We start from the raw sequence: 24,143 nt of genomic DNA on the forward strand, positions 1-24,143 counted from the left end.
CGTGAGCACCCCCGAACTTCCCCTGATCGACCAGAACGACGGCGGCTGCGGCGACGACTGCGCCTGCGGCGACGGCGAGGAGAGCGGCCTCGACCCGGCGCTCGCCCAGCTGCTGGCGGACGCCGGCCTGGACCCGATCGAGGTCGAGGACATCGCTCACATGGCGCTGTCCGAGGACCTGGACGGCGGCGTGGACGTGACGACCGTCGCGACCGTGCCGGAGGAGGCCGAGGCCGTCGCCGACTTCGTCGCGCGCGAGGACGGCGTCGTGGCCGGTCTGCGCATCGCCGAGGCCGTGTTCTCCGTGGTCTGCACGGAGGCCTTCGAGGTGGAGCGGCACGCGGAGGACGGCGACGCCGTCACGGCCGGTCAGCTGCTGCTGTCCGTGCGTTCGCGCACCCGTGACCTGCTCACGGCGGAGCGCAGCGCGCTGAACATCATGTGCCGGCTGTCGGGCATCGCGACGGCCACCCGCCGCTGGGCCGACGTGCTGGAGGGCACCGCGGCGAAGGTCCGCGACACCCGCAAGACCACGCCGGGCCTGCGCTCGCTGGAGAAGTACGCGGTGCGCTGCGGCGGCGGCGTCAACCACCGGATGTCGCTGTCGGACGCGGCGCTGGTCAAGGACAACCACGTGGTGGCGGCGGGCGGTGTCGCGCAGGCCTTCAAGGCCGTGCGCGAGGCCTTCCCGGAGGTCCCCATCGAGGTCGAGGTCGACACGCTGGAGCAGATCGGCGAGGTCCTGGAGGCCGGCGCCGACCTGATCCTGCTCGACAACTTCACCGTCGAGCAGACCGCGCAGGCCGTGGCCCTGGTCGCCGGCCGTGCGGTGCTGGAGTCCTCGGGCCGCCTCACCCTGGACACGGCGCGCGCGTACGCGGAGACCGGTGTGGACTACCTGGCCGTCGGCGCGCTGACGCACTCCTCGCCGATCCTGGACATCGGGCTCGATCTGCGCGAGGTGGTGTAACCCGTGCTCCTCACCATCGACGTAGGCAACACCCACACGGTCCTGGGCCTGTTCGACGGTGACGAGATCGTCGAGCACTGGCGCATCTCGACCGACCCGCGGCGCACGGCCGACGAGATGGCCGTGCTGATGCAGGGCCTCATGGGCATGCACCCGATGCTCGGCAGCGAGCTGGGCGACGGGATCCACGGCATCGCGATCTGCTCGACGGTGCCGTCGGTGCTGCACGAGCTGCGCGAGGTCACCCGGCGCTACTACGGCGACGTGCCGGCGGTGCTGGTGGAGCCCGGGATCAAGACGGGCGTGCCGATCCTCATGGACAACCCGAAGGAGGTCGGCGCGGACCGCATCATCAACGCGGTCGCGGCGGTCGAGCTCTACGGGGGCCCGGCGATCGTGGTCGACTTCGGTACGGCGACCACCTTCGACGCGGTGTCCGCGAAGGGCGAGTACGTGGGCGGGGTGATCTCCCCGGGCATCGAGATCTCGATGGAGGCGCTCGGCGTACGGGGTGCCCAGCTGCGGAAGATCGAGCTGGCGCGGCCGCGGAACGTGATCGGGAAGTCCACGGTCGAGGCGATGCAGTCGGGCGTGGTCTACGGCTTCGCGGGGCAGGTCGACGGGGTCGTGACCCGGATGGCGAAGGAGCTGGCCGGACCGCACGGCGACCCGGACGACGTCCGGGTCATCGCCACCGGCGGACTGGCTCCGATGGTGCTGGGCGAGTCCTCGGTGATCGACGACCACGAGCCGTGGCTGACGCTGATCGGGCTGCGGCTGGTGTACCAGCGCAACGCGCCCAACTTCGAGTAGGCCGGCACCGGGCAGGACGGGCCGGGTGCGTACGTCGGGCAGGACGGGCCGGGCGGTGGGTTCCCGGGCCGGGTCCGGCCCGCGGCCCGCGCCGGGTCAGCACGGCCGCGGGCGGACCAGTATCCGGCGCAGGGCCGCACGCCAGGGGTGGCGGCCCGAGCCGCCGTCCATGACGGCGCGGGCCTGCGCGTAGGTGCGGGCCGAGCGCAGGACGGCGACGTCGTCGCGGCCGGGCGGCGGGGGCATCGGGGCGCCCTGCTGGGAGGCCCGGTAGGTGTCGATGAGGTACTGCTCGATGGCGGTCATGGCTCAAGCCTCACCCCGTCGGCGGCATCCCGCACGACAGTTGACGTTCCCCGTCAATCCACGGCGCGAATGCGCCCCCGGGTGGCGGATGATCACTCGTCCGGCCGCCGCGCCGGGCCGCTGACGATCACTCGTACGGCGGCCCCGCGCGGACCTCCCCGACGTCCCCGACCTGCGCGGACCGTCAGAATGGCCTGATGAGCGTCACCATCGACATCGCAGGCCTGCCCACCGAGCGGATCACTTTCGCGCCCTCCCCGCTCGCGGAGCTCTGCATGTCCCTGCACGCGCTCTCCCAGCCCGCGCACCACCCCGGGCTGACCTCCTGGACCACCGCCACCGCCGCCTCGCTCGATCCGTGCCTCGCGGACCGGCTGCTGGAGGCCGACTTCATGTGGCGGAGCTCCTTCTCCGACATCTTCATGGCCTTCGCCGGGATCACCGGCGGTACCGGGCAGCCCGCGGCCACGCTGGCCGAGGAGCTGGACGTACTCGACCGGCTGGACGACGAGCGGTTCGTGCATGCCGCCATGGAGCACTGCTGGCTGGCGCTCTACAACGACGGCGGCCCCGCCACCTCCCCGCTGGCGAACCCGGCGGCGCGGGCCAAGGCGCTGGAGACGGCCGCCGCCCGCGGCCCGCGCCAGCTGGAGTTCTCGGTGCGGCTGCTCGACGACACCGCCGCGGTACGGGTGTGGATGCGGCGCCTGCTGGAGGACTGCGACGAGGCCTTCTTCGCCGAGACGTGGAAGCGCGTCGAGCCCGGCCAGAGCGCCGACGCCCGGCACAAGACCGAGGTGCTGCGCCGCAAGGGGCTGTCGACCGCGCTGAAGGAGGTCTCGGCGGCCCTGAGCATCGACGAGCGCGGCACCACGATCACCGCCGACAAGATGGTCCACGGATCGACCACGGCCACCGATCACCGAATAGGCACCGGCCTGGTGTTCGTGCCGACCAACTTCGGCTGGCCGCATCTGCTGGTGCTGCACGCTCCGGGCTGGCGCCCGGTGGTCCACTATCCGCTCGGCTCCCCCGAACTGGCCTCCGCGCCGGGCTCGGTGGAACTGCTCCAGCTGCGGATGGAGGCGCTGGCGCATCCCATGCGGATGCTGCTGTGCCGGAGCCTGGCCCGGGCCCCGTACACGACGAGCGAGCTGGCGACCGTATACGGGATCACCGCGCCGGAGGTGTCGCGGCATCTGGCCGTCCTGAGGAAGGCCGGCCTGATGCACACGCGGCGCCAGGGACGCTACGCCCAGCACCAGTTGGACCTGACGGCGGTCGCCCGGATCGGATCGGACTTCATCGAGGGCATCCTCCGCTAGCTCCGGAGCGGGGGTTCGGGACGGCGGGCGGTTGGCCGGAATCAGACGGCCCGTATTCACCGATATGCGGAATTCATAAACCGGAATCAGCGAAAACTCTGGCCATGGTGGCCACTTGCTGTCTAACGTGCGTCCACCGATCCCCCACGTAACGCGCACCACTTCTGCGTACCTGCACCACCCCGATCCGCCATGCTCCGCCTTGCTGTGCCTGCTCCGCCCTGCCCTGCTCGTCTTTGTCGTGGAAGGACCTTCATGCCCTCACGCCGTATAGCCGCAGCAACCGCCGCCCTGGCAGCCGCGGCCCTCGTCTCTCCCCTGCTGCTGGCCGGACCCGCCGGCGCGACCGGGAGCCCGCAGAGCGACGCCGCCCGCGGCGACGCGCTCGCCAAGAAGCTGGTCAAGGAGGCGACCGGCAAGGGCGCCTACAACCACCTCAAGGTGCTGCAGTCGCTCGCCGACTACAACAACGGCAACCGCGCGGCCGGTTCCAAGGGCCACGAGCAGTCGGCCAAGTACATCGAGGCCGTGATGAAGGCGGCCGGATACCAGGTCACCCGCAACGAGTTCGACTTCGTCTACGTCGAGACCATCGAGGAAAAGCTCACGGTGGGCGGCGCGAACGAACGCGACGTACCGATCCACCTGATGACCTACACGGCGAACTCCCCGGAGGGCGGTGTGACGGCCCCGGTCGCCGTCGCCCCGGTCGACGCGGACGGGACGAACGGCTGCGAGCCCGGCGACTTCGCCTCCGGCACCTTCACCGGCAAGATCGCCCTGGTCAAGCGCGGCGGCTGCACCTTCGCGGTGAAGCAGCAGAACGCGGCGGCCGCCGGCGCGGTCGGCGCGGTCATCTACAACAACACCGCGGGCGCCCTGAACGGCACCCTCGGCGACCCGACGCTGGGCAAGGTCCCGACGGGCGGCATCACGCAGGAGGACGGCGAGAAGCTGGCTGCCGAGGCCGCCGCCGGTCCGGTCGAGGTCACCCTCGACATCCGCGAGCTGCGCGAGAACCGCAAGACGTTCAACGTCATCGCCGAGACCAAGGGCGGCGACGAGAACAACACCGTCTTCCTCGGCGCGCACCTCGACTCGGTCGCGGCCGGCCCGGGCATCAACGACAACGGCTCCGGCTCGGCGGGCATCCTCCAGGTCGCCCAGCGGCTCGCGAGCGAGCAGAAGAAGGTCAAGAACAAGGTCAAGTTCGCCTGGTGGTCGGCGGAGGAGTTCGGCCTGCTCGGCTCCGAGGCGTACGTCGCCGGACTGACGGACGCGCAGAAGAAGCAGATCAAGCTCTACCTGAACTTCGACATGATCGCCTCGCCGAACGCCGCGTACTTCGTCTACGACGGCGACGACTCGGACGCGACGGGCGCGGGCCCCGGCCCGGCGGGCTCCGCCCAGCTGGAGAAGGGGATCACCGACTTCCTCGACTCGAAGAAGATCCCGCACGAGGGCACCGACTTCTCGGGCCGCTCGGACTACGGCCCGTTCATCGAAGTGGGCATCCCCTCCGGCGGCACCTTCACCGGCGCCGAGGGCATCAAGACCCCGGAGCAGGCCGCGAAGTTCGGCGGCCAGGCGGGCGTCGCCTACGACGTGAACTACCACGGCAAGGGTGACGACATCACCAACATCGACCAGAAGGCGCTCGACATCAACGTCGACGTCATCGCGGACGCGGTCGGCCACTACGCGCACGACCTGGCCCCGCTGTCGAAGCCGGTCGTCTCGCAGCCCACGGGCGGCTCGGGCAGCGGCGGCGGCCTGCACCAGGGCCACGACGAGGTCCAGCAGTAATCACACCTCGGCCGAAGGGGCCGGGATCCCGCTCACGGGGTCCCGGCCCCTTCGCCGTCTCCTACGGGGTGCCCCGCGACCACCTCGTGGTGACGGAGGTGATCGCCCGGGCGGTCTCGTCCGGCCGATGCGAGCCGGAGCGGACGGTCCTGCTCAGTTCCACGTGCAGGAAGCGGGTCCCGTGCTCGGCGGCGAGCCTGCCCTGTTCATTGGTCCGGCCCGACAGCTTGCAGGTGGCGGACCACGCCCGGCACACGTCGACGCCCTGGCCGGCCAGCTCCTCGGCGAGCCGTCCGGCGTCTTCGACCGCCCGGCTCCCCGCGCCGGTGGAGACGACCGCGTCGGCGCCGGGGACGGAGTCGTCGGCGAAACCGTGCAGCTGGACGCCCGGCAGGCCGCGCCGGGTGAGCTCGGCGATCACGGCATGGAAGACCGAGTCGGTGCGGTGCGCCATGTCGGCCGGGTTCCCCTCACCCCCGCCGTCCGCCTCGTCACCCGGTCCCGCCGCACCGGGGCCCGTGTCCGACCCCGCCGTGCGGTGGGCGCCCGCCATGACCATGACCCCGCCGGGCGCGCCGCGCAGCACCCTGGCCCCGAGCCGCTCGGTGCCCTGGTCGGCCACGGGGTGCGGGACCTGGACCGACCAGCGCGGGGGCGCGTCGAGGTCGACGTAGACGCGGCCCCAGCCCCGGTTGGCGGATCCGGACCGGCCCGCCGCATCGGAGACCTCCGCGAAGCGGCGTCCGCCGACCGTGTCGGTGAAGGTATCGAGCCTGTAGTCCACCTCGGCCAGTCGTGTGCGCGCCGTATCGACATTCCCATCGAAAAGGGCAGAAACACCATCGACAATGATGGCCTTCTGGGCCTGCGTGGGCGCGCGATAGCCGCCGGTCACGCCGAACTCCCCGGCAAAGCGGGTGACCCGGCCGAGTAGATCTATGTCCTCCGCCACATGCGAAGGAAGGGGAACCGCTCCCTTTTCGGACGAATTGGCTGGATCGAAGGTGACGTACACCGCCAGCGACATGATCACACCGCAGATGGTCGCACCAATCGTTATGCCCCTTGTGAGCCTCGCAGTCTTCACTGGCTGAAAATAGCTGAGTGAAAATCGCTCCTGCCCGCCCGGTCTCCGCCCCGACCCGCGCCGCGCTCCTCATCCTCCCGCTGAGCCTCACGCTCGCGGGATGCGGCCTCCTCGGCGGCCGGCAGGAGAATCCGGGGCCGTCGGCAAGCGATGCGGCGGGCGCAGCCGCCGGCGGCACGAGCCGCTCCTTCACCGTCGCAGCCGCGGGTGACATCCTCATCCACCCGCAGCTGACCGACCAGGCGGCCCGGGACGCGAGGACCGCCGGGCACACGGGGTACGACTTCGACCGGATCATGGCGGGAGTCAAACCCGTCATCAGCAAGGCCGACCTCGGCATCTGCCACATGGAGCCGGTCCTGGGCCGGCCGAACGGCCCCTTCCAGACCTACCCCGACTTCCTCGTCCCGCCGCAGATCGCCACGACGATCAAGAACGTCGGCTACGACACGTGCTCGACGGCCTCGAACCACACCCTCGACCACGGCCCGGAGGGCGTGTTCCGCACCCTGGACACCCTGGACCGGGAGGGCCTCAAGCACACCGGATCCGCCCGGAACAAGGAAGAGGACGACACGCCTCTGATCCTGGACGTCAAGGGCGTCAAGGTCGGGCAGATCTCATTCGCCTTCGGCTTCAACGGGCGCGAGGTCCCCGAGGACAAGCCCTGGCTGGCCAACCTCATCAGCTTCAAGGCCATCGCCGCGGCCGAGAAGAAGGCCCGCGCGGCCGGCGCCGAGGTGGTGATCCTCTCCATCCACTGGGGCCGCGAGCACCAGCCGAACCCGAGCAACCCGCAACTGGAACTGGCCCGCCGCATCGCCAGAGAAACCGGGATCAACCTGGTCATCGGCCACCACGCCCACGTCGTGCAGCCGATGGAGAAGGTCGACGGCACGTGGATCGCGTACGGGCTCGGCAACCAGCTCGCCCGCCACGACGTGCCCAGCGGTCTGACCGAGGAGGGCGCCATCGGCTGGTTCGAGTTCAGCAAGAAGAACGGCACGTGGGACGTCCAGGCCCGCTTCGTGCCCACCTTCACCGACATCCCCCCGGACCCCGAGAGCACCCCGGGATCGGACCTGCCCGGCACGAACACCCAGCCGGTGCGCGACCACCGCCTGGTCGATGTCGTGGAGGCCCTCCGCAACGACAAGAACCTGCTTCCGGAACAGCGCGCCCGCTACCGCCTGGCCTTCGAGCGCACCCAGGGCACCATGCTCAACCGCGGCGCCGGCAAGGACGGACTGCGACCCCTGCAAGGGCTGCCCGGGTGACCCCACCCCGCCCACCGGCCCGCGTACGCACCACCTCCCGACTCTCCGGTCCGCACCAGGAAGGACACCCCGCCGTGGCCGCAACCCGCAGCAAGCGGCGCAAGGCCGGCCGCAGGGCCGACATGTCACTGCTCGGCGGCATCAGGCCGCCGATCACCGTGCTGTCGGTGCTGCTGCTCGCCCTGGCGGGGTTCACCGCGCTGAGCCTGGGCAGCGTCCACGAGGGCCGACTGCCCGCGGCCGTGCTCACCTCCCAGCAGCACTTCGCCGAGGACGGCGCGATCGCACTGCGCGCCTCGCTGGACGAGAGCGTCACCGACCTCGACAGGGCCGCGGCCCTGTTCTCCACCGGGAAGCCCGTCGCCCCGGACGCCGTGCTCGACAAGATAGGCAGCGTCTACCAGAAGTGGCGCGGCACCGCGGTCGTCGAGATCGGCTCGGGCCGGCTGCTGGCAGCCCGTGGCGAGAACCTCCCCCTGACCGCGATCGACCGTACCCGGCTCGCCGGCGAAGGCGGCCTGGCCCCCCGCATGGTCAAACTGGCCAACGGAGAGATCCGGCTGCTCACCCTCTCCCTGCTGTCATGGAAGGACCAGCCCCAGCAGTTGCTGGTCGCCTCCAGCAGCCTGCGCTTCCCCGGCATCAGCCTCGGCAACTTTCGCGCCATCGCCGTGGTCGGCTCCGACGGCACGGTGCTCAGCAACGACGGCATCCCCGAGCCCGAGATGGTCCTCACCGACCTCCAGCGCGCCGACGTCAAACGCGACACGAAGCAGCTCCGCGCCTTCGCCAGGACCGCGGCCGAGCGGACCAGGGCCAACCCCCTGACGGCGAAGGAGCCCGGCTCCGGCGGCTTCCTCGGTGTCAGCGGCAGCCTGACCGGAGGCGAATGGGGCGGTGAACGCGCCGCCGCGGGCTATGCACGGCTCACCGGACCCGAACCGGGCGTCGGCACCAGCGCCACCAGCCTGGAACTGACCGTCGTCGCCATGGTCAACGTCGCGCAGAACCCCGCGCGCACCTCCGACGCCTTCGCCGGCCTTGTGCTGGCCGCCGCCCTGCTGCTGGTCGCCGCCCTGGTCGTCGCGCTGCTCCTCGCCACCGTGCAGCGCCCGCTGATCACCCTGTTCCTGGAGAGCCGGCGGCTGACCCGCGGCCACCTGACCCGCCCGGTGTCCGTCCCCCGCGGGGCCGAGGCCGCCCGGATCGGGACCGCCCTGGAGCGCCTGCGCGGCCAACTGCTGAACGACACGGACCCGGCGCACGTCCCGCGCGGCAAGCGCAAGCGCCGCACGGGCGCCCGGGTGCTCCTCGCCCTGTGCGGGGTCCTGCTCCTGGCCTGGTGCGTGCCGCTGGGCCTGCTCGTCAACCGGGCCGGCGCGGACGTCGTCGTACCGCAGCAGCTGGTCAACGACCAGCGGGAGCGCACCGACACCCTCAACGACCGGATCCGGCGCGCCCTCAACGAGGGCCATGCCGACCTGCTGTCCGTCGCCTCGCTGATGGGCGACGACACGACCTCGCAGCACATGACCACCGTCCTGGAACGCACCGCCCGGGAGCACTTGCGCTACGAGTCCCTGTACGTACTCGATGCCACCGGGAAGGTCCTCGCCCAGGCCGGCGGCGCACCGCAGGCCACCGGTGGCAAGGGACCCCGCAAGGAGCCGATCGCCCTCCACGACGGCGGCAAGGAGCCGGTCATCGTCGCGTCGGCCCAACTCCCGGGCCAAGGCGGCTCGGCGGTCGTCGGCGAGATCCGCATCGACTTCCTCAACTCGCTGCTCAGGCGGCCGGGCCTGGGGGAGATCCGGGTGGTCGACTCCCAGCACCGCATCATCGCCTCCAACGGCGGCTACCGAGCCTTCGAGAAGCTCGGCGACGAGCGGCTCGATGCCCTCGTCGAGGGGTCCGCCCTCAAGGTCGGCATGTCCCCGCGGCCGGGCAGCATCCTCTACCGCAGCGGCGGCGACCACCTCATCGCGGCAGCCGCGCCCTTCGTGGGCGGTGGCGCCGCCAAGCCCCTGGACTGGACCGTGGTCAGCTGGCAGTCCGCCAAGGGCCTGGCCATCCACGAGTACAACCTGCAGAACCGCACCGTCCTCGCCGGACTGCTCGGCTTCGCGGTCGGCGCGGCCTGCCTGGGCTGGCTCCAGATCATCGTGATCGCCCCGCTGCGCGAACTCGCCCGGCGCGCCGAGGCCCTCGCCGACGGCGACCGGCGCACGGTGCTGTACCCGCGCCACCACGACGAGGTGGGCGCTGTGACGCGCAGCCTGGAGATCATCCGCCAGCAGCTCCAGCAGCAGCGCAAGCAGGCCGGCGTGCGACCGTCCGCACCGGCCGGAAGGAACTGATCTCCGTGCTCTTCCTCTACTGCGTGCTGCTCGTCTGCTGCACGATCATGCTCGTCGCAGGCATCGTGGAGCAGCGGCGGCACTTCGCCAGCCTGCACCGGATACCGAACCGGGTGCTGGTCAACGGCATCCGCGGCAAGAGCTCCATCACCCGGCTGTGCGCGGGGGCGCTGCGCGGCGGCGGTCTGACCACGGTCGCCAAGACCACCGGCACGGCAGCCCGGTTCATCCACCCGGACGCCACCGAGGAACCCGTCTACCGCAAGTTCGGCATCGCCAATGTCGTGGAGCAGATCGGCATCGTGCGGCGCGCCTCCGCCTACCGTCCGGACGCGCTCGTCATGGAGTGCATGGCGGTCATGCCGGCGCTCCAGGAGATCAACCAGTCCAAGCTGATCCAGTCGACCATCGGCGTCCTGTGCAACGTCCGCGAGGACCACGTCGCCGAGATGGGCCCGACCCTCGACGACATCGCGCGCTCCCTCTCCCGGTCGATGCCGTACGGCGGGATCTGCGTCACGGCCGAGAAGGAACGCTTCGACGTCCTCCAGGAAGAGGCTGACGCCCGCGACTGCCAACTGCTCTACGCCGACCCCGACACGGTCAGCGACGACGAGCTGCGCGGCTTCAGCTGGTTCACCTTCAAGGAGAACGTCGCCATCGCGCTCCTCGTCGCCGAGCTCCTCGGCGTCGACCGGGACACCGCCCTGCGCGGAATGTACGAGGCCCCGCCGGACCCGGGTGTGCTCTCGGTCGAGCGGTACCTGGCCCCCGGCGGGAAACGGCTGCGGTTCGCCAACGTGTTCGCGGCGAACGACCCCGAGTCGACGCTGATGAACATCAACCAGCTGCTGGACCTGGGTGCGGTCGACCGCCCCCTGAGCGTGGTGATCAACTGCCGGCCCGACCGGGTCGAGCGCAACGGCCAGATGGGCGCGATCATCCCCGAACTGCGGCCGGACAAGGTCTTCGTGATCGGACACCCCGCCAAGAGCGCCATCGACGCGATCCCGGCCGAGTGGCGCGACCGCGCCGTCGACCTGGGCGGCGACCACCGCGACGGCGAGGCGTTCATGCAGGAGCTGCTGGGACACCTCGGCCCCAGCTCCTCGCTCGTCGCCATCGGCAACATCCACGGACAGGGCGAGGTGCTGCTGGAGCACCTCGCGGAGCTGCCGGCGGACGAGACGGTCGACTCCGAGGAGGGCGACCATGTGCGGGAGCCCGACGCGGCGTTCCGGTCCGCCCAGCCCTCGGGCCCGTACACGGACGCCCCGTACGGACAGGACCCGTACGCGCAGCTCCCGTACGGCGGGGACCCGTATGCACAGCTCCCGAACGACCGGATCCCGCACCCGCGGGCCCACTACGGCCGGAGCCCGAACGGTCAGGGCCCCGACGCCCCGGTCCCGCACGCGCAGGGCCCGTACCCGCAGGGCCCGTACGCGCAGGGCCCGTACGAGCACGGCCCGCACCCGCAGGGCCCGTACGCGCAGGGCCCGCACCCGCAGGGCCCGCACCCGCAGGGCCCGTACGAGCAGGCCCCGCATGACCACGGCCCGTACACCCAGGGTCCCGGTCGGCAGGGCCCGAACGGTCACGTCCCCCGCGCTCCGGCCCCGCAGGGGCCCGGCGGCTACGCGCAGGCGCTGCGGGCGGATCCGCCCGAGGTCCGCCCCTCCGACCCGTACGGCATCCGCGCCGCCACGCCCGTACCGCCCTGGCCGCAGCAGCAACCGCCGCACCCGCAGCCGCCGCAGATCCACCCGGGCCCCCCGCAGGGGCAAGGGCACAAGCCTGGAGAGACCCGTTGATCCCCGCCGTCCTCACCCCCGAGATCGCCGCGATCGGCATTGCCCTGGGTCTGCTGTTCTCGCTCGTCTGCTACCTCACGACCAACCTCTCACCCGGCGGAATGATCACCCCCGGCTGGCTGGCACTGACCCTCCTGGAGGACCTCCAGCGAGCCGCCCTCGTGGTCGGCGTGACCGTCACGACCTACGTGCTGACGCTGCTCGTGCAGCGCTTCGTGATCCTCTACGGCAAGCGGCTGTTCGCGGCCGTCGTGCTGCTCGGCGTCCTGCTCCAGGCCACCGTGGTGATCGTGCTCCAGATGAAGTTCCCGCTCCTCTACGCGAACCAGACCCTCGGCTTCATCGTGCCCGGCCTGATCGCCTACCAGCTGGTCCGCCAGCCGAAGGGGGCCACCCTGCTCGCCACCGGCAGCACCACGCTCATGACGTACGTCGTGCTGACCGCCGGCATCCTGCTCGGCGTTATGCCGGCCGCGTAGCCCCCGAAGAATCCGCGCCCGCGCCGCGCCCCTCCTCAACCGCTCCGGAGCCCCCCGCATGACCGCCAAGTCGAAGAGCCGCACACGTTCCGCACTGCACGCGGCCACCCTGCTCGCACTGCTCGCGGGCAGCGCCTACCTCACGTACACGCTGCGCGCGGAGGAGCAGGCCAAGGCTCCCGCCGTCCAGGTGGTCGACACGAACATCGCGGCCGGCGCCGGCGCGGGCGAGTCGGGTGCCCAGAAGTGGGAGCGGCTCTCGAGCCCCGACCGGTCGGTGATGCGTGACGGCACCGGGCAGGTGCTGGCCACCTTCACGGACGGCGCCCGCACGGCCGGCCTCACCGGTCCCAGCCGCACCTTCACCGAGCCGGCCAACACCACGACCCGGGTCGTGACCGAGAACTGGGTCCGCCTCATGCCGGAACCGTGGAAGCCGGGCGCGGAGAACGAGCGGTGGTTCAAGGAGTGGTTCAAGAAGTACTTCGGGAGCCAGGAGGACGACATCTTCGCGACAGCCTTCCAGTACGGCGACCAGGCCCCGGTGAAGAAGGACGCGCAGGGCACCTCCTACGCGGGTGACGCCTCCTTCGGCCCGCTCAACCCCGACGGCTCTGCCGGCAACGACCTGCGCCTGGAGCAGTCGGACTTCTACGACTACCTCGGCACGCCGTACACCTTCCGCAACGGCACCAAGAAGCAGGCCCAGGCGGCCCGGTACCGGTCCATGGACTGCTCCGGCTTCGTCCGCACCGTCTTCGGCTACCGGGCGCGCTACCCGCTCCTGCCCGATGACAAGCCCGGCTCCGGCCTGCCCCGGACCGCGAACGGCATGGCCCGCGCATCCCTGGGCGCGGACGTCCTCCCCCTCAAGGGCGTCGGCCCGCAGGACCGGCCCGTCAACATCGACGTGATCCAGCCGGGCGACCTGCTGTTCTTCAAGCTCGACGCGCGCACCAAGGACCGCCTCGACCACACGGGCATCTACCTGGGCACGGACACCGACGGCCACAAGATCTTCATCTCCAGCCGGGAGGAGGCCAACGGCCCGACCATCGGCGACAAGGGCGGTACCTCGCGCCTCGACGGCAACGGCTACTACGCGACGACGCTGCGCAGCGCGAAGCGGCTCTAGTGCTGTGACCGGAAAGGTCCACCGGGTCGCGACGCCCGGCACGGCAAACCTTTCCGGTCACAGCACTAGGCGGCGTCCTCCCCGTCCGGGTGCGCCGGCATCCCGCCGAGTCCGCCCCCCCGGCCACGCGGGGGCCGGGATGCCGACCGGCTGTACCAGCCAGCCGAAGGCCCCCAGCCCGGCGCGGTCCGTCAGCTCGGCGGCCTCGCCGGCCGCGGACAGGGCCCGTACGTAGGCCACCGGGTCCGCCCCGGCCAGGGCCAGCGGGGGCCTGGCACCCGAGACACCGAGCGCGGCCAGCGCCTCGCGCTGGGTCAGCAGGAGCGCACCCGGCCCCGCGCAGGAGTCCAGCGCCACGTGGGCGGTGACATCGCAGCTGCCGTCCGGGACCGGAGGGACCTCCCGCCCGGCGCGAAAGCCCGTCAGGGTGCCGTACGGGGGCCGCGCGTCCCGGGTGTGGACGTAGTCCACCGCCACCGCCAGGCCCCGCTCCAGGGTCCCCGCGGCCGCCGCCCAGGCCTCGTCGCGGGCCCGGCCGATCTCCGCGCGGCCGCCGCCCGGCCACCACCGCTCCAGCCAGGCCCGGTCCGCGCCGTCCAGCGGGCCGCCCGGACTCTCCGTACCGTCCGGGGCGACCAGGACGTAGCGCCCGTCCTCGGCGATCTCCAGGGGCACGTTGTCCAGCCACTCGTTGGCGAAGAGCAGCCCCGTCGCCCGGTCCGGCGGGGCCGCGACCCAGCGGATCCGCGGGTCGAGCCCGGCCGGCCGCCCGGCCCGTTCCACGGCGTACGGGCGCACCCGCGCGGCCGTCCCCGGCTCCAGCGCGGCGAGCACCCCGGCCAGCAGCTCCCCCCGGCCGGCCCCCATGTCCACCAGGTCCAGCTCCGCCGGATGCCCGAGCTCGCCGTCCACCCACTCCAGCAGCCGGGCCACGGCCCCCGCGTACAGCGGCGAGGCGTGCACGGAGGTACGGAAGTGCCCGGCGGGCCCCGGCCCGCCCGGCCGCACGTAGAAGCCCTCGGGCCCGTACAGCGCGACGTCCATCGCCGCGCGCCACCGGACCCGGTCCACACCTTCACCCTGAGAGCTCACCGGACAAAGGCTATGCTTCCGTCCACCTTGGGGAGTACTCGCCCGAGGTCAGGTTCGGACCTCTGGTTGACTCCAGCACCTATCCGCGTTCCCTACTCTGGGTTACGTGCAGCGCCTCTACGACTTCCTCCGCAGACACCCGACGGGCGTCGACAGCTTCTGGGCTGTCCTCCTCTTCGGGATCGGGATGCTGCAAGTCGCCGACGACAGTTTCAGCAGCACCACCGCACGGCTGCTCGCCGTCCCAGCGGTGGTGGCGATGGGCGTCGTGGTGGCCCTGCGCCGCAAGTGGACGCTGGCGATGTTCTGGCTGGCCGTCGGCACCGGCGTCTACAAGCTGATCACCCATACCGACGTGAACAACGCCGACCTCGCGATGCTGATCATCCTGTACACGGTGGCCGCCTCCGCCGACATCTCGCGCCGGATGTCCCGTACCGCGTTCGCCATCGGATTCCTCGCCTCGCCCCTGTACGCCGTGCGCTTCGCGGTGGACAAGGGCAACTTGCGCGACAACTTCTTCTTCGTGCTCTTCGCGATCGTCCCGTTCGCCCTCGCCTGGGTGCTCGGCGACTCCCTGCGCACCCGCCGGGCCTACTACGCCCAGCTCGTCGAGCGGAACCAGCGCCTGGAGAACCAGCGCGAGGCCCAGGCCAAGGTGGCGGTGGCCGCCGAGCGCGCCCGGATCGCCCGCGAGCTGCACGACGTCGTCGCGCACAACGTCTCGGTGATGGTGGTCCAGGCGGACGGAGCGGCGTACGTCATGGACGTGGCCCCCGAACAGGCCAAGGAAGCCCTCCAGACCATCTCCGGCACCGGCCGTCAGGCACTGGCGGAGATGCGGCGGCTGCTGGGCGTACTGCGCACCGGCGAGCCGCAGGAGTCCGAGGACTACGTGCCCCAGCCCGACGTCGAACAGATCGAGGTCCTGGTCGAGCAGGTACGGGCGGCAGGGCTCGCGGTGGACTTCGAGGTCGAGGGCGCCCCGCGCCGGCTGCCCAGCGGGGTCGAGCTGACGGCGTACCGGATCGTGCAGGAGGCCCTGACCAACACCCGCAAACACGGCGGCCCGGACGCGAGTGCCAGCGTCCGGCTGGTCTACTTCGACGACGGGCTGGGCCTGCTGGTCGAGGACGACGGCCGGGGCGCGGCCCACGAGCTGTACGAGGACGGCGGCGCCGACGGCGCCGGGCACGGGCTGATCGGCATGCGCGAGCGCATCGGTATGGTCGGCGGAACCCTGGACGCGGGGCCGCGGCCCGGTGGCGGTTTCCGGATCAGCGCACTGCTTCCCCTGAAGAAGAGATGACGAGGACGAGGTAACTGATGTCCATCCGCGTGATGCTGGTCGACGACCAGGTGCTGCTGCGCACCGGTTTCCGTATGGTGCTCGCCGCCCAGCCGGACATGGAGGTCGTCGCCGAGGCGGGAGACGGCCTGGAGGCGCTGGAGGTGCTGCGGGCCACGAAGGTGGACGTGGTGCTGATGGACGTCCGCATGCCCCGGCTGGACGGGGTCGAGGCGACGCGGCGGATCTGCGAGCCGGAGGAACACCCGAAGGTGATCATCCTGACCACCTTCGACCTGGACGAGTACGCCTTCTCGGGCCTGAAGGCGGGCGCGAGCGGATTCATGCTGAAGGACGTCCCGCCGGGCGAGCTGCTCGCGGCCATCCGCTCGGTGCACAGCGGGGACGCGGTGGTGGCCCCGTCCACGACGCGGCGCCTGCTGGACCGCTTCGCGCCGATGCTGCCGACGACCACGCAGGAGCCGCAGAACAAGGAGATCGAGCGGCTGACGGAGCGCGAGCGCGAGGTCATGCTGCTGGTGGCGCAGGGCCTGTCGAACGGCGAGATCGCGGCCCGGCTGGTCCTCTCCGAGGCGACGGTCAAGACCCACGTGGGCCGCATCCTGACCAAGCTGGGGCTCCGCGACCGGGTCCAGGTGGTGGTCCTGGCGTACGAGACGGGCCTGGTCCGCGCGGGCGGCGGAGCCGGCTAGGCCGTCTCTTTCGGATCTTGTCGGCCGAGCCCGCGGCGTCCGGTGCCATGGGGTCTCCCCAGGCCCGCAGGGGCCGAGGGGAAGCATCGCAAGGCGGAGGATCGTCCTTGTACCGGACGTACCGGGGCGGGCCCGACAACGCAGCGAGGTGCGGTGCCGGACGTCGCGGGCCCGGCAGGATCCGGAAGAGACGGCCTAGCCCCACCCTCCTACGCGCCCGGCTCCGGAGCCGGTGGCCGGGCCGTCATCCAGCGGTCCGGGCGGGCCGAGGCCCGGGAGGTGCGGGAGCGGGCGGCCTGGGCGTGCAGCAGGGTCGCGGCCTCCGGCTCCGGGCGGAGCCGGGCCGTGACGGTGCAGTTCGCGCCGGTGTCCACGTGGACGTCGGCCACGCCGCGGGCGCGGGCCCACGGCCCCTGCGTGAAGCGGACGCTCTGCACCTTGGCGTGCGGGACGATCTCCGTACGCCGGCACAGGCGGCCGTGCCGGGCGGCGAACACCTCCGGGGAGACGGCCAGGGCGTAGCCCTTCCACCACACCGGAACCACCCAGCGGGACCCGGTCCGCGGGGAGCCGGAGAAGGACAGGGCCGCCAGGTCCACCCCGGGCAGCACCCGGGCGATCACGGCGGAGGCGGCGTCCCGCGAGGCCACCGGGACCAGGACCGTGTTGTTCGAGCCCGCGACCTTCAGCTCGACGCGGACCAGGCCCCGGCGCCGCCACAGCAGCGGCTCCACGATCCGTACGTTCTGCACGCGCCCCGGCGGCACGGTCTCGTGGGCCCGGTCCAGCAGGCCGTGGTCCAGCCGCAGCCCGTCCGGGGACTCGGCGACCCGCCAGTCGTACTCGGTCATGAAGCGGCCGGCGGTGCCCGCCCAGACCGCGCCGAGCATCGGGAGCACGGAGACGAGGGCCGCCCACGGGCTGGAGCTGACCCACCACACGACGGCCGGCACGGTCAGCCCCGGGACCAGCAGGGCCCAGATGCCCAGGTTGAGCAGCAGCGACACGACGAGCTCGCGCGGGCTCACCCGCAGCAGTTCGCGTTCGGGGGCCTCGCCCAGGCGTACGGCCTCCTCGGGGGCGAAGCCGGCCGCGCGGGCGAGGAGCTCGGCGCGCAGGGCGACGGCCTCCTTCTCGCTGAGGAAGGACAGCTGGTCCTTCTCCTCGGTGCCGATGACGTCGAGCCGCAGGCTGGCGACGCCGGTCAGCCGGGCCAGGAGGGGGCGGGTGACGTCCACGGCCTGGAGCCGGTCGAGGCGGATGTGCGCGGTACGCCGGAAGAGGAGCCCGCTGCGGATGCGCAGTTCGGTGTCGGTGATGGCGTAGTGGGTGAACCACCAGCTGAGGAAGCCGTACGCGCCGAAGACCATGACCAGGCCGGCCAGCGCCGCCACCCGCAGGAGGGCGGACAGGTCGGCCACCCATCGCCCGGCCTGGTCGCCCTGCTGGGCGAGCACGCCGACGGTCGCGGCGATCGGTACCCAGGCGCGGCGCAGCGGGGTGAAGGGGTGCAGCCGCCGCTCCACCGGTCCGCCTGCGGCGGGCCCGGCAGCGGCGGGCTCCACACATACGGGCTTGCCGGCGGCCGGCGGCGCGGGGCGGGCCTGCGCGTCGGGTGCCTCGGGGCGGGGGTCCGAGCCCTCCGGGCCGGGGCTCACAGGCCGGCCGACCTTGCCTCGCCGAGGGCCGTGAGCCGGTCGCGCAGCCGCTCCGCCTCGGCCGGCACCAGCCCGGGGATCTTGGCGTCGCTGGCGGCCGCGGCGGTGTGGAGCTGTACGGAGGCCAGGCCGAAGCGGCGTTCCAGCGGGCCCGAGGTGACCTCGACCAGTTGCATCCGCCCGTACGGGACCACGGTCTCCTCCCGCCAGAGCACGCCCCGGCTGATCAGCAGGTCGTCCGCGCGCTCGGCGTACCGCCAGGAGCGCCAGTTCCGGCCGAGGAACACCCAGCCCCAGGCCAGGACCAGCAGCCAGAACACCGCGAGGACCGCCCACACCGGGCCGAGCATCAGCCCCGGTACGACGGCGGTCACGACGGCGAGCAGCACCGTCCATATCACCAGCAGCGTCCGCCGCAGAGTGAGCAGCCCGCCCGGCAGCCCGACCCACGCGGGCCCGCCCGTCTCGCCCATTGTCCCCGTTTCCATGCGTCCACCCTAGGGCTGAGACAATGCCCGCATGACGGAGACCACGGTCGGTATCGGCGGAGCGGCGGAGAGCACCGACATGGTGCTCAACATCGGCCCCCAGCACCCTTCCACGCACGGCGTGCTGCGCCTGCGCCTCGTCCTGGACGGCGAGCGGATCGTCAGTGCCGAACCGGTGGTCGGCTATATGCACCGCGGTGCCGAGAAACTCTTCGAGGCCCGCGACTACCGCCAGATCGTGATGCTGGCGAACCGCCACGACTGGCTGTCCGCCTTCTCGAACGAGCTGGGCGTGGTCATGGCGGTCGAGCGGATGCTCGGCATGGAGGTCCCCGAGCGGGCCGTGTGGATGCGGACGCTGCTGGCCGAGCTGAACCGGGTGCTGAATCACCTGATGTTCCTCGGCTCGTACCCGCTCGAACTGGGCGGTATCACCCCGATCTTCCACGCGTTCCGCGAGCGCGAGGAGCTCCAGGCCGTCATGGAGGAGATCTCCGGCGGCCGCATGCACTACATGTTCAACCGCGTCGGCGGCCTCAAGGAGGACCTCCCGGCCGGCTGGCTCGGCCGGGCCCGCGCCGCGATCGCCGACGTCCGCACCCGGATGGACGTCTACGACAAGCTGGTGCACGGGAACGAGATCTTCCGCGCCCGTACGCGCGGCGTCGGCGTCCTGTCCGCCGAGGCGGTGCACGCGTACGGGGTCTCCGGCCCGATCGCCCGCGCCTCCGGCGTCGACTTCGACCTGCGCCGCGACGAGCCGTACCTGGCCTACGGCGAGCTCCAGGACGTCCTGAAGGTGATCACCCGTACCGAGGGCGACTGCCTGGCCCGCTTCGAGTGCCTGCTCGACCAGACCCACAACGCGCTCGACCTGGCGGTGGCCTGCCTGGACCGGATGGACGCCCTCCCGCCGGGCCCGGTCAACCAGCGGCTGCCCAAGGTCCTGAAGGCGCCCGAGGGGCACACGTACGCCTGGACCGAGAACCCGCTCGGCATCAACGGCTACTACCTCGTCTCCAAGGGCGAGAAGACCCCGTACCGGCTGAAGCTGCGCAGCGCCTCGTACAACAACATCCAGGCGCTGGCGGTGCTGCTGCCGGGGCAGTTGGTCGCCGACATGGTGGCGATCCTGGGCTCGCTCTTCTTCGTGGTCGGCGACATCGACAAATAGCCCGTCCCGTGGACATGTCCGGATCTAGGCTGTCCACATGATCACTGGCATATACACCGACTACCTGGCCCGGATCGGTATCACGGACCCCGGCTCCCCCTCCGTGGAAGGGCTGTTCGCGCTCACGCGGGCCCATCTGGAGCGGATCCCGTTCGAGAACACCGAAATCCAGCTGGGCCGGCCGCCGGGCATCGACCCGGAGCTGTCCGTGCGCCGCATCGGCGCCGGACGCGGCGGCTACTGCTTCCACCTGAACGGGGCCTTCGCGGCGCTGCTGGAGCAGCTCGGCTACGACGTGACCCGCCACGTCGGGGGCATGTCCGCGGATCCGGAGTCCACGGAGGTGAGCGGCGACCACCTCACCCTGACCGTACGGATCGACGGGGAGGCCTACTTCGTGGACGTCGGCCTGGGCGACGGGCCCCCCGAGCCGCTGCCCCTGCGCGAGGGCCGCTACGAGCGGGGATTCCGGTACGGTCTGCGGCCGCTGGAGGGCGCGGACGGGGCGGACGGGGCGGACGGGGCCGGCGCGGGCTGGACCTTCCTCAACGAGGACTCGCCCTTCCCCACGATGAACTTCCGCTCGGCCCCGGCCACGATGGCCGACTTCGCGGACGAGCACCTGCGGCTCTCCACCGCCGAGGACTCCCCCTTCCTGCAGTCCTTCTTCATGCTGCGGCGGAACGCCGGGGTCATGAACCGGCTGCACGGCAGGATCCTGCTGACGCTCGACCCGTCGGGCGGACGCGACAAGCGCGAACTCGCGGGCCCGGAGGAGCTCTTCGAGGCCATGTCCACGGTCTTCGGGCGCGAGCTCGACGACCTGACGGCGGCGGACCGGGCGGCGCTGTGGGCCCGGATCGAGCGGGCGCACGAGGCGTGGCTCGCCTCCCAGCAGGACTGATGTCGGTACGGCAGGGCAGACTGGGCGGCATGTCCCACTCCCCCCGCCGGGCCTGCCCCGCCTGCGGCCGCGACTGCGCCGTCACCGCCGGCCGGATCGCCCGCCACGACCCGCCCTCGGGGCGGGGGCGCGGCGATCTGGTGTCCTGCCCCGGCTCCCGGGCCCGAGTGGTACTCGGCGCCTCGGCCCCGACCCTGGACGGCTTCACCCTCCCGGAACACCCGGGCCAGCTACCACTGTTCTGAAACCGTGCCCTGCCCCTGCGGGGTTGCTCGGCGGTGTACGGCCCGGCACGGGGTGCCCTGCGGGCGGCTCGGGGTGTGGGTCGGGGCCCCGCACGGTCTCCTCGACCCGTACCCCTGCGGGGTGCTCGGCGGTGTCCTGGTGTGGGTCGGTGCCCCGCACGAGGGTCTCCTCGGCCGGTGCCCCTGCGGGGTGCTCGGCGGTGTGCGGCCGGCCGTGTCCTGGTGTGGGTCGGTGCCCCGCACGAGGGTCTCCTCGGCTCGGCCCCACGCACCGACCCCCACCGACCCCGCCGCACCGGAACACGCTGGACACCGCCGAGCCGCCCGCAGGGCAACCCGCGCGGGTCCGGGCAGAGCCCGGGACACAGCGCGAGCCGCACCCCGCAGGGCAACGGCCTAAGAGATCGCGGTGCGCAGACGGACCACGTCGATCGGCTCGGTCTCGTCGTGGGCCGTCAGGTCGATGACCTGGCCCACCGCGCGGGTCTCGTCGGTCGCCGGCTTGAACTCCGGCTCCGCGACGGCCCGGGCGGACTCCGCCTTGTGCACGGCGAGGGCCTCGGCGCCGACCACATCGGCCAGGTCCTCGTTCTGGACCGCCTCGATCACCGCCCGGGCCTGCGCCGCGTTCTTGGTGCCGAAGAAGTCGAAGCCGCCCTCGACGCGGGAGGCCGTGCGCCGCTGGGCCGCGTACGGGGCCACCGCGGCCGCCGGGCGACGCGCGGGTACCGAGGGCGCGCCGGCGGGAGCGCGGCCGGGGCCGGGAGTGGGGTCGGGCTCCGGGAGCGACGGGGCGGACGCGGCGGACGGGGCCGCGGTCAGCTCGCGCGTCTGCCGCTTGCGGGCCAGCGCGCCCAGGGCCGCGAAGGCCCGGGCGTAGCCGACCGCGGTGGGCGCGCCCGCCGAGGTGCGCTCCTCGGTGACGGCAGGAAGTTCCTTGGGGGCCGCGGCCGGAGCCGCGGAGGCCTCGATGGCCAGCAGTCGGCGGCCCTCCAGGGCGCTGGCCCGCTCGGTCTCGGCGGTGGCGTACCGGCGCAGCAGCGCCGCGTGCTCGCCGCGCAGGCCGGCCAGTTCGACCCGCTTGGCCCGCAGCTTGGCGTCGAGCCGGGCCCGCAGCACCCGGGCCTCTTCGAGGTCGGATTCGAGCTCGGCTATCCGCTCGTCCGTCCGCCACTCGTCCTTGACCCGCTCTCGCGCGAGCTCGGCGACGCGGCGGCCCGCCGAGCGGTCCCAGGCGCGCATGACGACGGCGCCGGCGACCCCGGCGGCCGCCGTGACGGCCACGAGCAGCCGCAGCGCCATCGGTTCCGCCAGCAACCAGGCCGCGCCCGCACTGGCGACGGACACGCCGGCCACGGTCGTCGGCGTGAGCAGCCGGTGCAGGGGTTCGGGATTGCGGTGGCGTCCACGGGGCATGGCCCGAAATTTACAGGGCATGGGGGTCGAGTGGGATACCCGCCCGGCAAACTCTTCCCGGGCAGTTACCCCACATTTCTCCATCAACCCCGTGCGCGCTACTTCTTCAGCAGGCCCTTGGACTCCAGGTAGGCCTTCGCGACATCGGCCGGCTTGGCGCGCTCGGCGTCCACCTTCCGGTTCAGGTCGACGAGATCGGCCGTCGTGAGCACCTTGGTCAGCTTGTCGAGCACGGCCGCGACCTCCGGCGCACCGGCGTCCTTGGCGTTGACCACCGGCAGGACGTTGTCGGCGTTCTGGAGCTTCTTGTCGTCGTCCAGCAGGACCAGGCCGAAGCTGTCGAGGGTGGCGTCGGTGGTCGTGGTGAGGACGAGCTGGTCGGCGCCGTCCTTGACCGCCTGCTTGGCCTGGGGGGTGCCGACGCCCTTCGGGTCGATGCCGGAAACCTGAATTCCGTACGTCTTCGTCAACCCCGGTGCGCAGAAGGGCCGGACGCTGCATTCGTCGCCCGCCGCGATCTTCACCTTGAGCCCGGACTTACCAAGATCGGAAAGGGTCTTCAGGTTGTTCTTCTGGGCGAATTCCTTGGTCACCGCGAATGCGTTCTGGTCGACCGCCTCACCCGCGGCGAGCGCCTTCAGGCCGAGCGGGGCCGCGAGCTTCTCCAGGCCCGCCACCGTCGCCGCGACGTCGCTGGAGGCGACCGGCTTCTCCTCGGGCGCCTTCGGGCCGTTCACCTTGGCGTTGAGGAACTCCGCGAGCGTGGCCGCGTACTCCGGGACGACGTCGATCTCGCCTTTCTCCAGCGACGGCTCGTACAGCTCGCGGTTGTTGACCGTCTTGACCGACGTGCTGTAGCCCGCGTCCTTCAGGACCTGCGCGTACAGCTCGGCGAGCACGTTCGACTCGGTGAACCCGGCCGCGCCGATCACCAGGCTGCCCTTGCCGCCGCCCGCGGACGAGGAGGAGCCGTCGGAGGCCGCGCCGCCGTCCTTGCTCTTCTCCAGGCTGTCGCCGCCGCACGCGGCCAGCGACACCGTCAGCGCCAGGGCGCCCAGGGACGCGCCGAGGACGCGCGTGGTCTTGGTCATGGAGGTACTCCGTTCGAGGCGATGGACAGGGTTCAGCGGGAGGCCGCGGTCCCGGGCAGCAGCCGGTCGGCCGCCACCAGCGCGCCCTCCACCAGCAGGGCGAGGGCGGCCACCAGCAGGGCGCCCGCGACGACCTGTGGGGTGTTGTACGTGTTGAATCCGGCGGTGATGATCCGGCCGAGGCCGCCCTGGCCGACCATGGCGGCGATCGTGGCCGTGGCGATGACCTGCACGGCGCCCGAGCGCAGCCCGGTCATCACCAGGCCGCGGGCGAGCGGCAGCTCGACGCGCAGGAAGAGCTGGGTCCCGGACATGCCCATGCCCCGGGCGGCCTCCACCACCGAGCGGTCCACCTCGCGCATGCCGACGTACGCGTTGGTCAGCAGCGGCGGAACGGCGAACAGCACGAGTGCGGCGATGGTCGGCAGGTAGCCCGCGTTGCGCAGCGGGGAGACCATGAACAGCGCCAGGACCGCGAAGACGGGGACGGCCCGGCCGATGTTGGAGATGTTGATCGCGAGGGTGCCGCCCTTGCCGAGGTGGCCGAGGAACAGGCCGATCGGCAGCGCCACGGCGCAGGCGAGCGCGAGCGCGACCGCGCTGACGTAGACGTGCTCGCCGAGCCGGTGCCAGACACCGCTCTCCCCCACCCAGTTGGCGCCGTTCGCCAGCCAGTCCCAGGCCCCTGTGATGACGTCCACGGCT

22 protein-coding genes are annotated in these 24,143 nt (G+C 72.1%); 14 read left to right on the plus strand and 8 right to left on the minus strand.

Annotation, left to right across the window (positions count from 1 at the left end):
• The first annotated feature begins 1 nt into the window (after window position 1).
• On the plus strand, window positions 2-970 hold the full coding sequence (gene nadC, locus OG373_RS18265; RefSeq protein WP_405439251.1) for a carboxylating nicotinate-nucleotide diphosphorylase: 969 nt from the start codon (window positions 2-4) through the stop codon (window positions 968-970).
• A 3-nt stretch (window positions 971-973) separates the two neighbouring features.
• Window positions 974-1,783, plus strand: coding sequence for a type III pantothenate kinase (locus OG373_RS18270; RefSeq protein ID WP_052876528.1), 810 nt, complete (start codon window positions 974-976; stop codon window positions 1,781-1,783).
• Window positions 1,784-1,879: 96 nt separating this feature from the next.
• On the opposite strand, the gene OG373_RS18275 is transcribed toward OG373_RS18270, so the two are convergent.
• Window positions 1,880-2,089 carry a hypothetical protein gene (locus tag OG373_RS18275; protein ID WP_397739052.1) on the minus strand — a complete coding sequence of 70 codons (210 nt, stop codon included), beginning with the start codon at window positions 2,087-2,089 and terminating at the stop codon, window positions 1,880-1,882.
• Window positions 2,090-2,286: 197 nt separating this feature from the next.
• Between OG373_RS18275 and OG373_RS18280 the strand changes: the two genes are divergently transcribed.
• Both OG373_RS18280 and OG373_RS18285 read left to right on the plus strand, forming a co-directional pair.
• Window positions 2,287-3,414, plus strand: coding sequence for a DUF5937 family protein (locus OG373_RS18280; RefSeq protein WP_405439252.1), 1,128 nt, complete (start codon window positions 2,287-2,289; stop codon window positions 3,412-3,414).
• A 255-nt stretch (window positions 3,415-3,669) separates the two neighbouring features.
• Window positions 3,670-5,220: a M28 family metallopeptidase gene (locus tag OG373_RS18285; protein ID WP_405439253.1), complete on the plus strand. Its 1,551-nt coding sequence runs from the start codon at window positions 3,670-3,672 to the stop codon at window positions 5,218-5,220.
• 61 nt (window positions 5,221-5,281) lie between these two features.
• Here the strand turns inward: OG373_RS18285 and OG373_RS18290 are convergent, their stop codons facing one another.
• The gene (locus OG373_RS18290; protein WP_405439254.1) at window positions 5,282-6,004 is read right to left on the minus strand and encodes a hypothetical protein; all 723 of its coding nucleotides are present in this window, start codon (window positions 6,002-6,004) and stop codon (window positions 5,282-5,284) included.
• Window positions 6,005-6,330: 326 nt separating this feature from the next.
• Between OG373_RS18290 and OG373_RS18295 the strand changes: the two genes are divergently transcribed.
• From OG373_RS18295 to OG373_RS18315, 5 genes are all read left to right on the plus strand, one after another.
• On the plus strand, window positions 6,331-7,584 hold the full coding sequence (locus OG373_RS18295; RefSeq protein WP_405444108.1) for a CapA family protein: 1,254 nt from the start codon (window positions 6,331-6,333) through the stop codon (window positions 7,582-7,584).
• 122 nt (window positions 7,585-7,706) lie between these two features.
• Window positions 7,707-9,941, plus strand: coding sequence for a cache and HAMP domain-containing protein (locus OG373_RS18300; protein ID WP_405444110.1), 2,235 nt, complete (start codon window positions 7,707-7,709; stop codon window positions 9,939-9,941).
• 5 nt (window positions 9,942-9,946) lie between these two features.
• On the plus strand, window positions 9,947-11,755 hold the full coding sequence (gene pgsB, locus OG373_RS18305; RefSeq protein WP_405439255.1) for a poly-gamma-glutamate synthase PgsB: 1,809 nt from the start codon (window positions 9,947-9,949) through the stop codon (window positions 11,753-11,755).
• On the plus strand, window positions 11,752-12,234 hold the full coding sequence (locus tag OG373_RS18310) for a poly-gamma-glutamate biosynthesis protein PgsC/CapC (protein ID WP_397739042.1): 483 nt from the start codon (window positions 11,752-11,754) through the stop codon (window positions 12,232-12,234). Before pgsB ends, OG373_RS18310 begins: the two co-directional genes overlap by 4 nt.
• Before the next feature lie 58 nt (window positions 12,235-12,292).
• Window positions 12,293-13,369 (plus strand): C40 family peptidase, encoded by a 1,077-nt coding sequence (locus OG373_RS18315; protein WP_405439256.1) that lies wholly within the window; start codon window positions 12,293-12,295, stop codon window positions 13,367-13,369.
• Between the two features lie 57 nt (window positions 13,370-13,426).
• On the opposite strand, the gene OG373_RS18320 is transcribed toward OG373_RS18315, so the two are convergent.
• Window positions 13,427-14,413 (minus strand): SAM-dependent methyltransferase, encoded by a 987-nt coding sequence (locus tag OG373_RS18320; protein WP_405444112.1) that lies wholly within the window; start codon window positions 14,411-14,413, stop codon window positions 13,427-13,429.
• 154 nt (window positions 14,414-14,567) lie between these two features.
• Here OG373_RS18320 and OG373_RS18325 point away from each other — a divergent pair, with 154 nt between their 5' ends.
• Together OG373_RS18325 and OG373_RS18330 are read left to right on the plus strand one after the other, a co-directional pair.
• Window positions 14,568-15,770, plus strand: coding sequence for a sensor histidine kinase (locus tag OG373_RS18325; RefSeq protein ID WP_405439257.1), 1,203 nt, complete (start codon window positions 14,568-14,570; stop codon window positions 15,768-15,770).
• Window positions 15,771-15,787: 17 nt separating this feature from the next.
• Window positions 15,788-16,462 carry a response regulator gene (locus OG373_RS18330; RefSeq protein WP_376565253.1) on the plus strand — a complete coding sequence of 225 codons (675 nt, stop codon included), beginning with the start codon at window positions 15,788-15,790 and terminating at the stop codon, window positions 16,460-16,462.
• Window positions 16,463-16,671: 209 nt separating this feature from the next.
• Here OG373_RS18330 and OG373_RS18335 read toward each other — a convergent pair whose 3' ends face one another.
• Both OG373_RS18335 and OG373_RS18340 read right to left on the minus strand, forming a co-directional pair.
• Complete coding sequence (locus OG373_RS18335) at window positions 16,672-18,120, minus strand: PH domain-containing protein (protein WP_405439258.1); 1,449 nt, start codon at window positions 18,118-18,120, stop codon at window positions 16,672-16,674.
• Window positions 18,117-18,608, minus strand: coding sequence for a PH domain-containing protein (locus OG373_RS18340; RefSeq protein WP_405439259.1), 492 nt, complete (start codon window positions 18,606-18,608; stop codon window positions 18,117-18,119). Before OG373_RS18340 ends, OG373_RS18335 begins: the two co-directional genes overlap by 4 nt.
• Window positions 18,609-18,639: 31 nt before the next feature.
• Here OG373_RS18340 and OG373_RS18345 point away from each other — a divergent pair, with 31 nt between their 5' ends.
• From OG373_RS18345 to OG373_RS18355, 3 genes are read left to right on the plus strand one after another with little or no spacing between them, the layout of a single operon-like run.
• On the plus strand, window positions 18,640-19,782 hold the full coding sequence (locus OG373_RS18345; RefSeq protein WP_405439260.1) for an NADH-quinone oxidoreductase subunit D: 1,143 nt from the start codon (window positions 18,640-18,642) through the stop codon (window positions 19,780-19,782).
• A 37-nt stretch (window positions 19,783-19,819) separates the two neighbouring features.
• Complete coding sequence (locus tag OG373_RS18350) at window positions 19,820-20,686, plus strand: arylamine N-acetyltransferase (protein WP_405439261.1); 867 nt, start codon at window positions 19,820-19,822, stop codon at window positions 20,684-20,686.
• 29 nt (window positions 20,687-20,715) lie between these two features.
• Complete coding sequence (locus tag OG373_RS18355; protein WP_053175704.1) at window positions 20,716-20,931, plus strand: hypothetical protein; 216 nt, start codon at window positions 20,716-20,718, stop codon at window positions 20,929-20,931.
• A gap of 396 nt (window positions 20,932-21,327) precedes the next feature.
• Here OG373_RS18355 and OG373_RS18360 read toward each other — a convergent pair whose 3' ends face one another.
• The 3 genes from OG373_RS18360 to OG373_RS18370 all read right to left on the minus strand — a co-directional run bounded on the left by OG373_RS18360 (window position 21,328) and on the right by OG373_RS18370 (window position 24,139).
• On the minus strand, window positions 21,328-22,347 hold the full coding sequence (locus OG373_RS18360) for a hypothetical protein (RefSeq protein WP_405439262.1): 1,020 nt from the start codon (window positions 22,345-22,347) through the stop codon (window positions 21,328-21,330).
• A gap of 98 nt (window positions 22,348-22,445) precedes the next feature.
• Window positions 22,446-23,438 carry an ABC transporter substrate-binding protein gene (locus OG373_RS18365; protein WP_405439263.1) on the minus strand — a complete coding sequence of 331 codons (993 nt, stop codon included), beginning with the start codon at window positions 23,436-23,438 and terminating at the stop codon, window positions 22,446-22,448.
• Between the two features lie 32 nt (window positions 23,439-23,470).
• Entirely contained in the window at window positions 23,471-24,139 is a 669-nt protein-coding gene (locus OG373_RS18370) for an ABC transporter permease (RefSeq protein ID WP_405439264.1), read from the minus strand.
• Between the last annotated feature and the right edge of the window lie 4 nt (window positions 24,140-24,143).

It is taken from the genome of Streptomyces avidinii, from assembly GCF_045161815.1.
In the GTDB taxonomy this organism is placed as follows: Bacteria; Actinomycetota; Actinomycetes; order Streptomycetales; family Streptomycetaceae; genus Streptomyces; species Streptomyces avidinii.

What these genes read in the sequence shown, in the direction of transcription:
- OG373_RS18365 (WP_405439263.1), bottom strand. Translation starts at nt 23,438, where the DNA reads ATGACCAAGACCACGCGCGTCCTCGGCGCGTCCCTGGGCGCCCTGGCG.
- OG373_RS18280 (WP_405439252.1), top strand. Translation starts at nt 2,287, where the DNA reads ATGAGCGTCACCATCGACATCGCAGGCCTGCCCACCGAGCGGATCACT.
- OG373_RS18340 (WP_405439259.1), bottom strand. Translation starts at nt 18,608, where the DNA reads ATGGAAACGGGGACAATGGGCGAGACGGGCGGGCCCGCGTGGGTCGGG.
- OG373_RS18350 (WP_405439261.1), top strand. Translation starts at nt 19,820, where the DNA reads ATGATCACTGGCATATACACCGACTACCTGGCCCGGATCGGTATCACG.
- OG373_RS18330 (WP_376565253.1), top strand. Translation starts at nt 15,788, where the DNA reads ATGTCCATCCGCGTGATGCTGGTCGACGACCAGGTGCTGCTGCGCACC.
- OG373_RS18320 (WP_405444112.1), bottom strand. Translation starts at nt 14,413, where the DNA reads ATGGACGTCGCGCTGTACGGGCCCGAGGGCTTCTACGTGCGGCCGGGC.
- OG373_RS18345 (WP_405439260.1), top strand. Translation starts at nt 18,640, where the DNA reads ATGACGGAGACCACGGTCGGTATCGGCGGAGCGGCGGAGAGCACCGAC.
- OG373_RS18355 (WP_053175704.1), top strand. Translation starts at nt 20,716, where the DNA reads ATGTCCCACTCCCCCCGCCGGGCCTGCCCCGCCTGCGGCCGCGACTGC.
- OG373_RS18300 (WP_405444110.1), top strand. Translation starts at nt 7,707, where the DNA reads ATGTCACTGCTCGGCGGCATCAGGCCGCCGATCACCGTGCTGTCGGTG.
- OG373_RS18315 (WP_405439256.1), top strand. Translation starts at nt 12,293, where the DNA reads ATGACCGCCAAGTCGAAGAGCCGCACACGTTCCGCACTGCACGCGGCC.
- OG373_RS18360 (WP_405439262.1), bottom strand. Translation starts at nt 22,347, where the DNA reads ATGCCCCGTGGACGCCACCGCAATCCCGAACCCCTGCACCGGCTGCTC.
- OG373_RS18275 (WP_397739052.1), bottom strand. Translation starts at nt 2,089, where the DNA reads ATGACCGCCATCGAGCAGTACCTCATCGACACCTACCGGGCCTCCCAG.
- OG373_RS18285 (WP_405439253.1), top strand. Translation starts at nt 3,670, where the DNA reads ATGCCCTCACGCCGTATAGCCGCAGCAACCGCCGCCCTGGCAGCCGCG.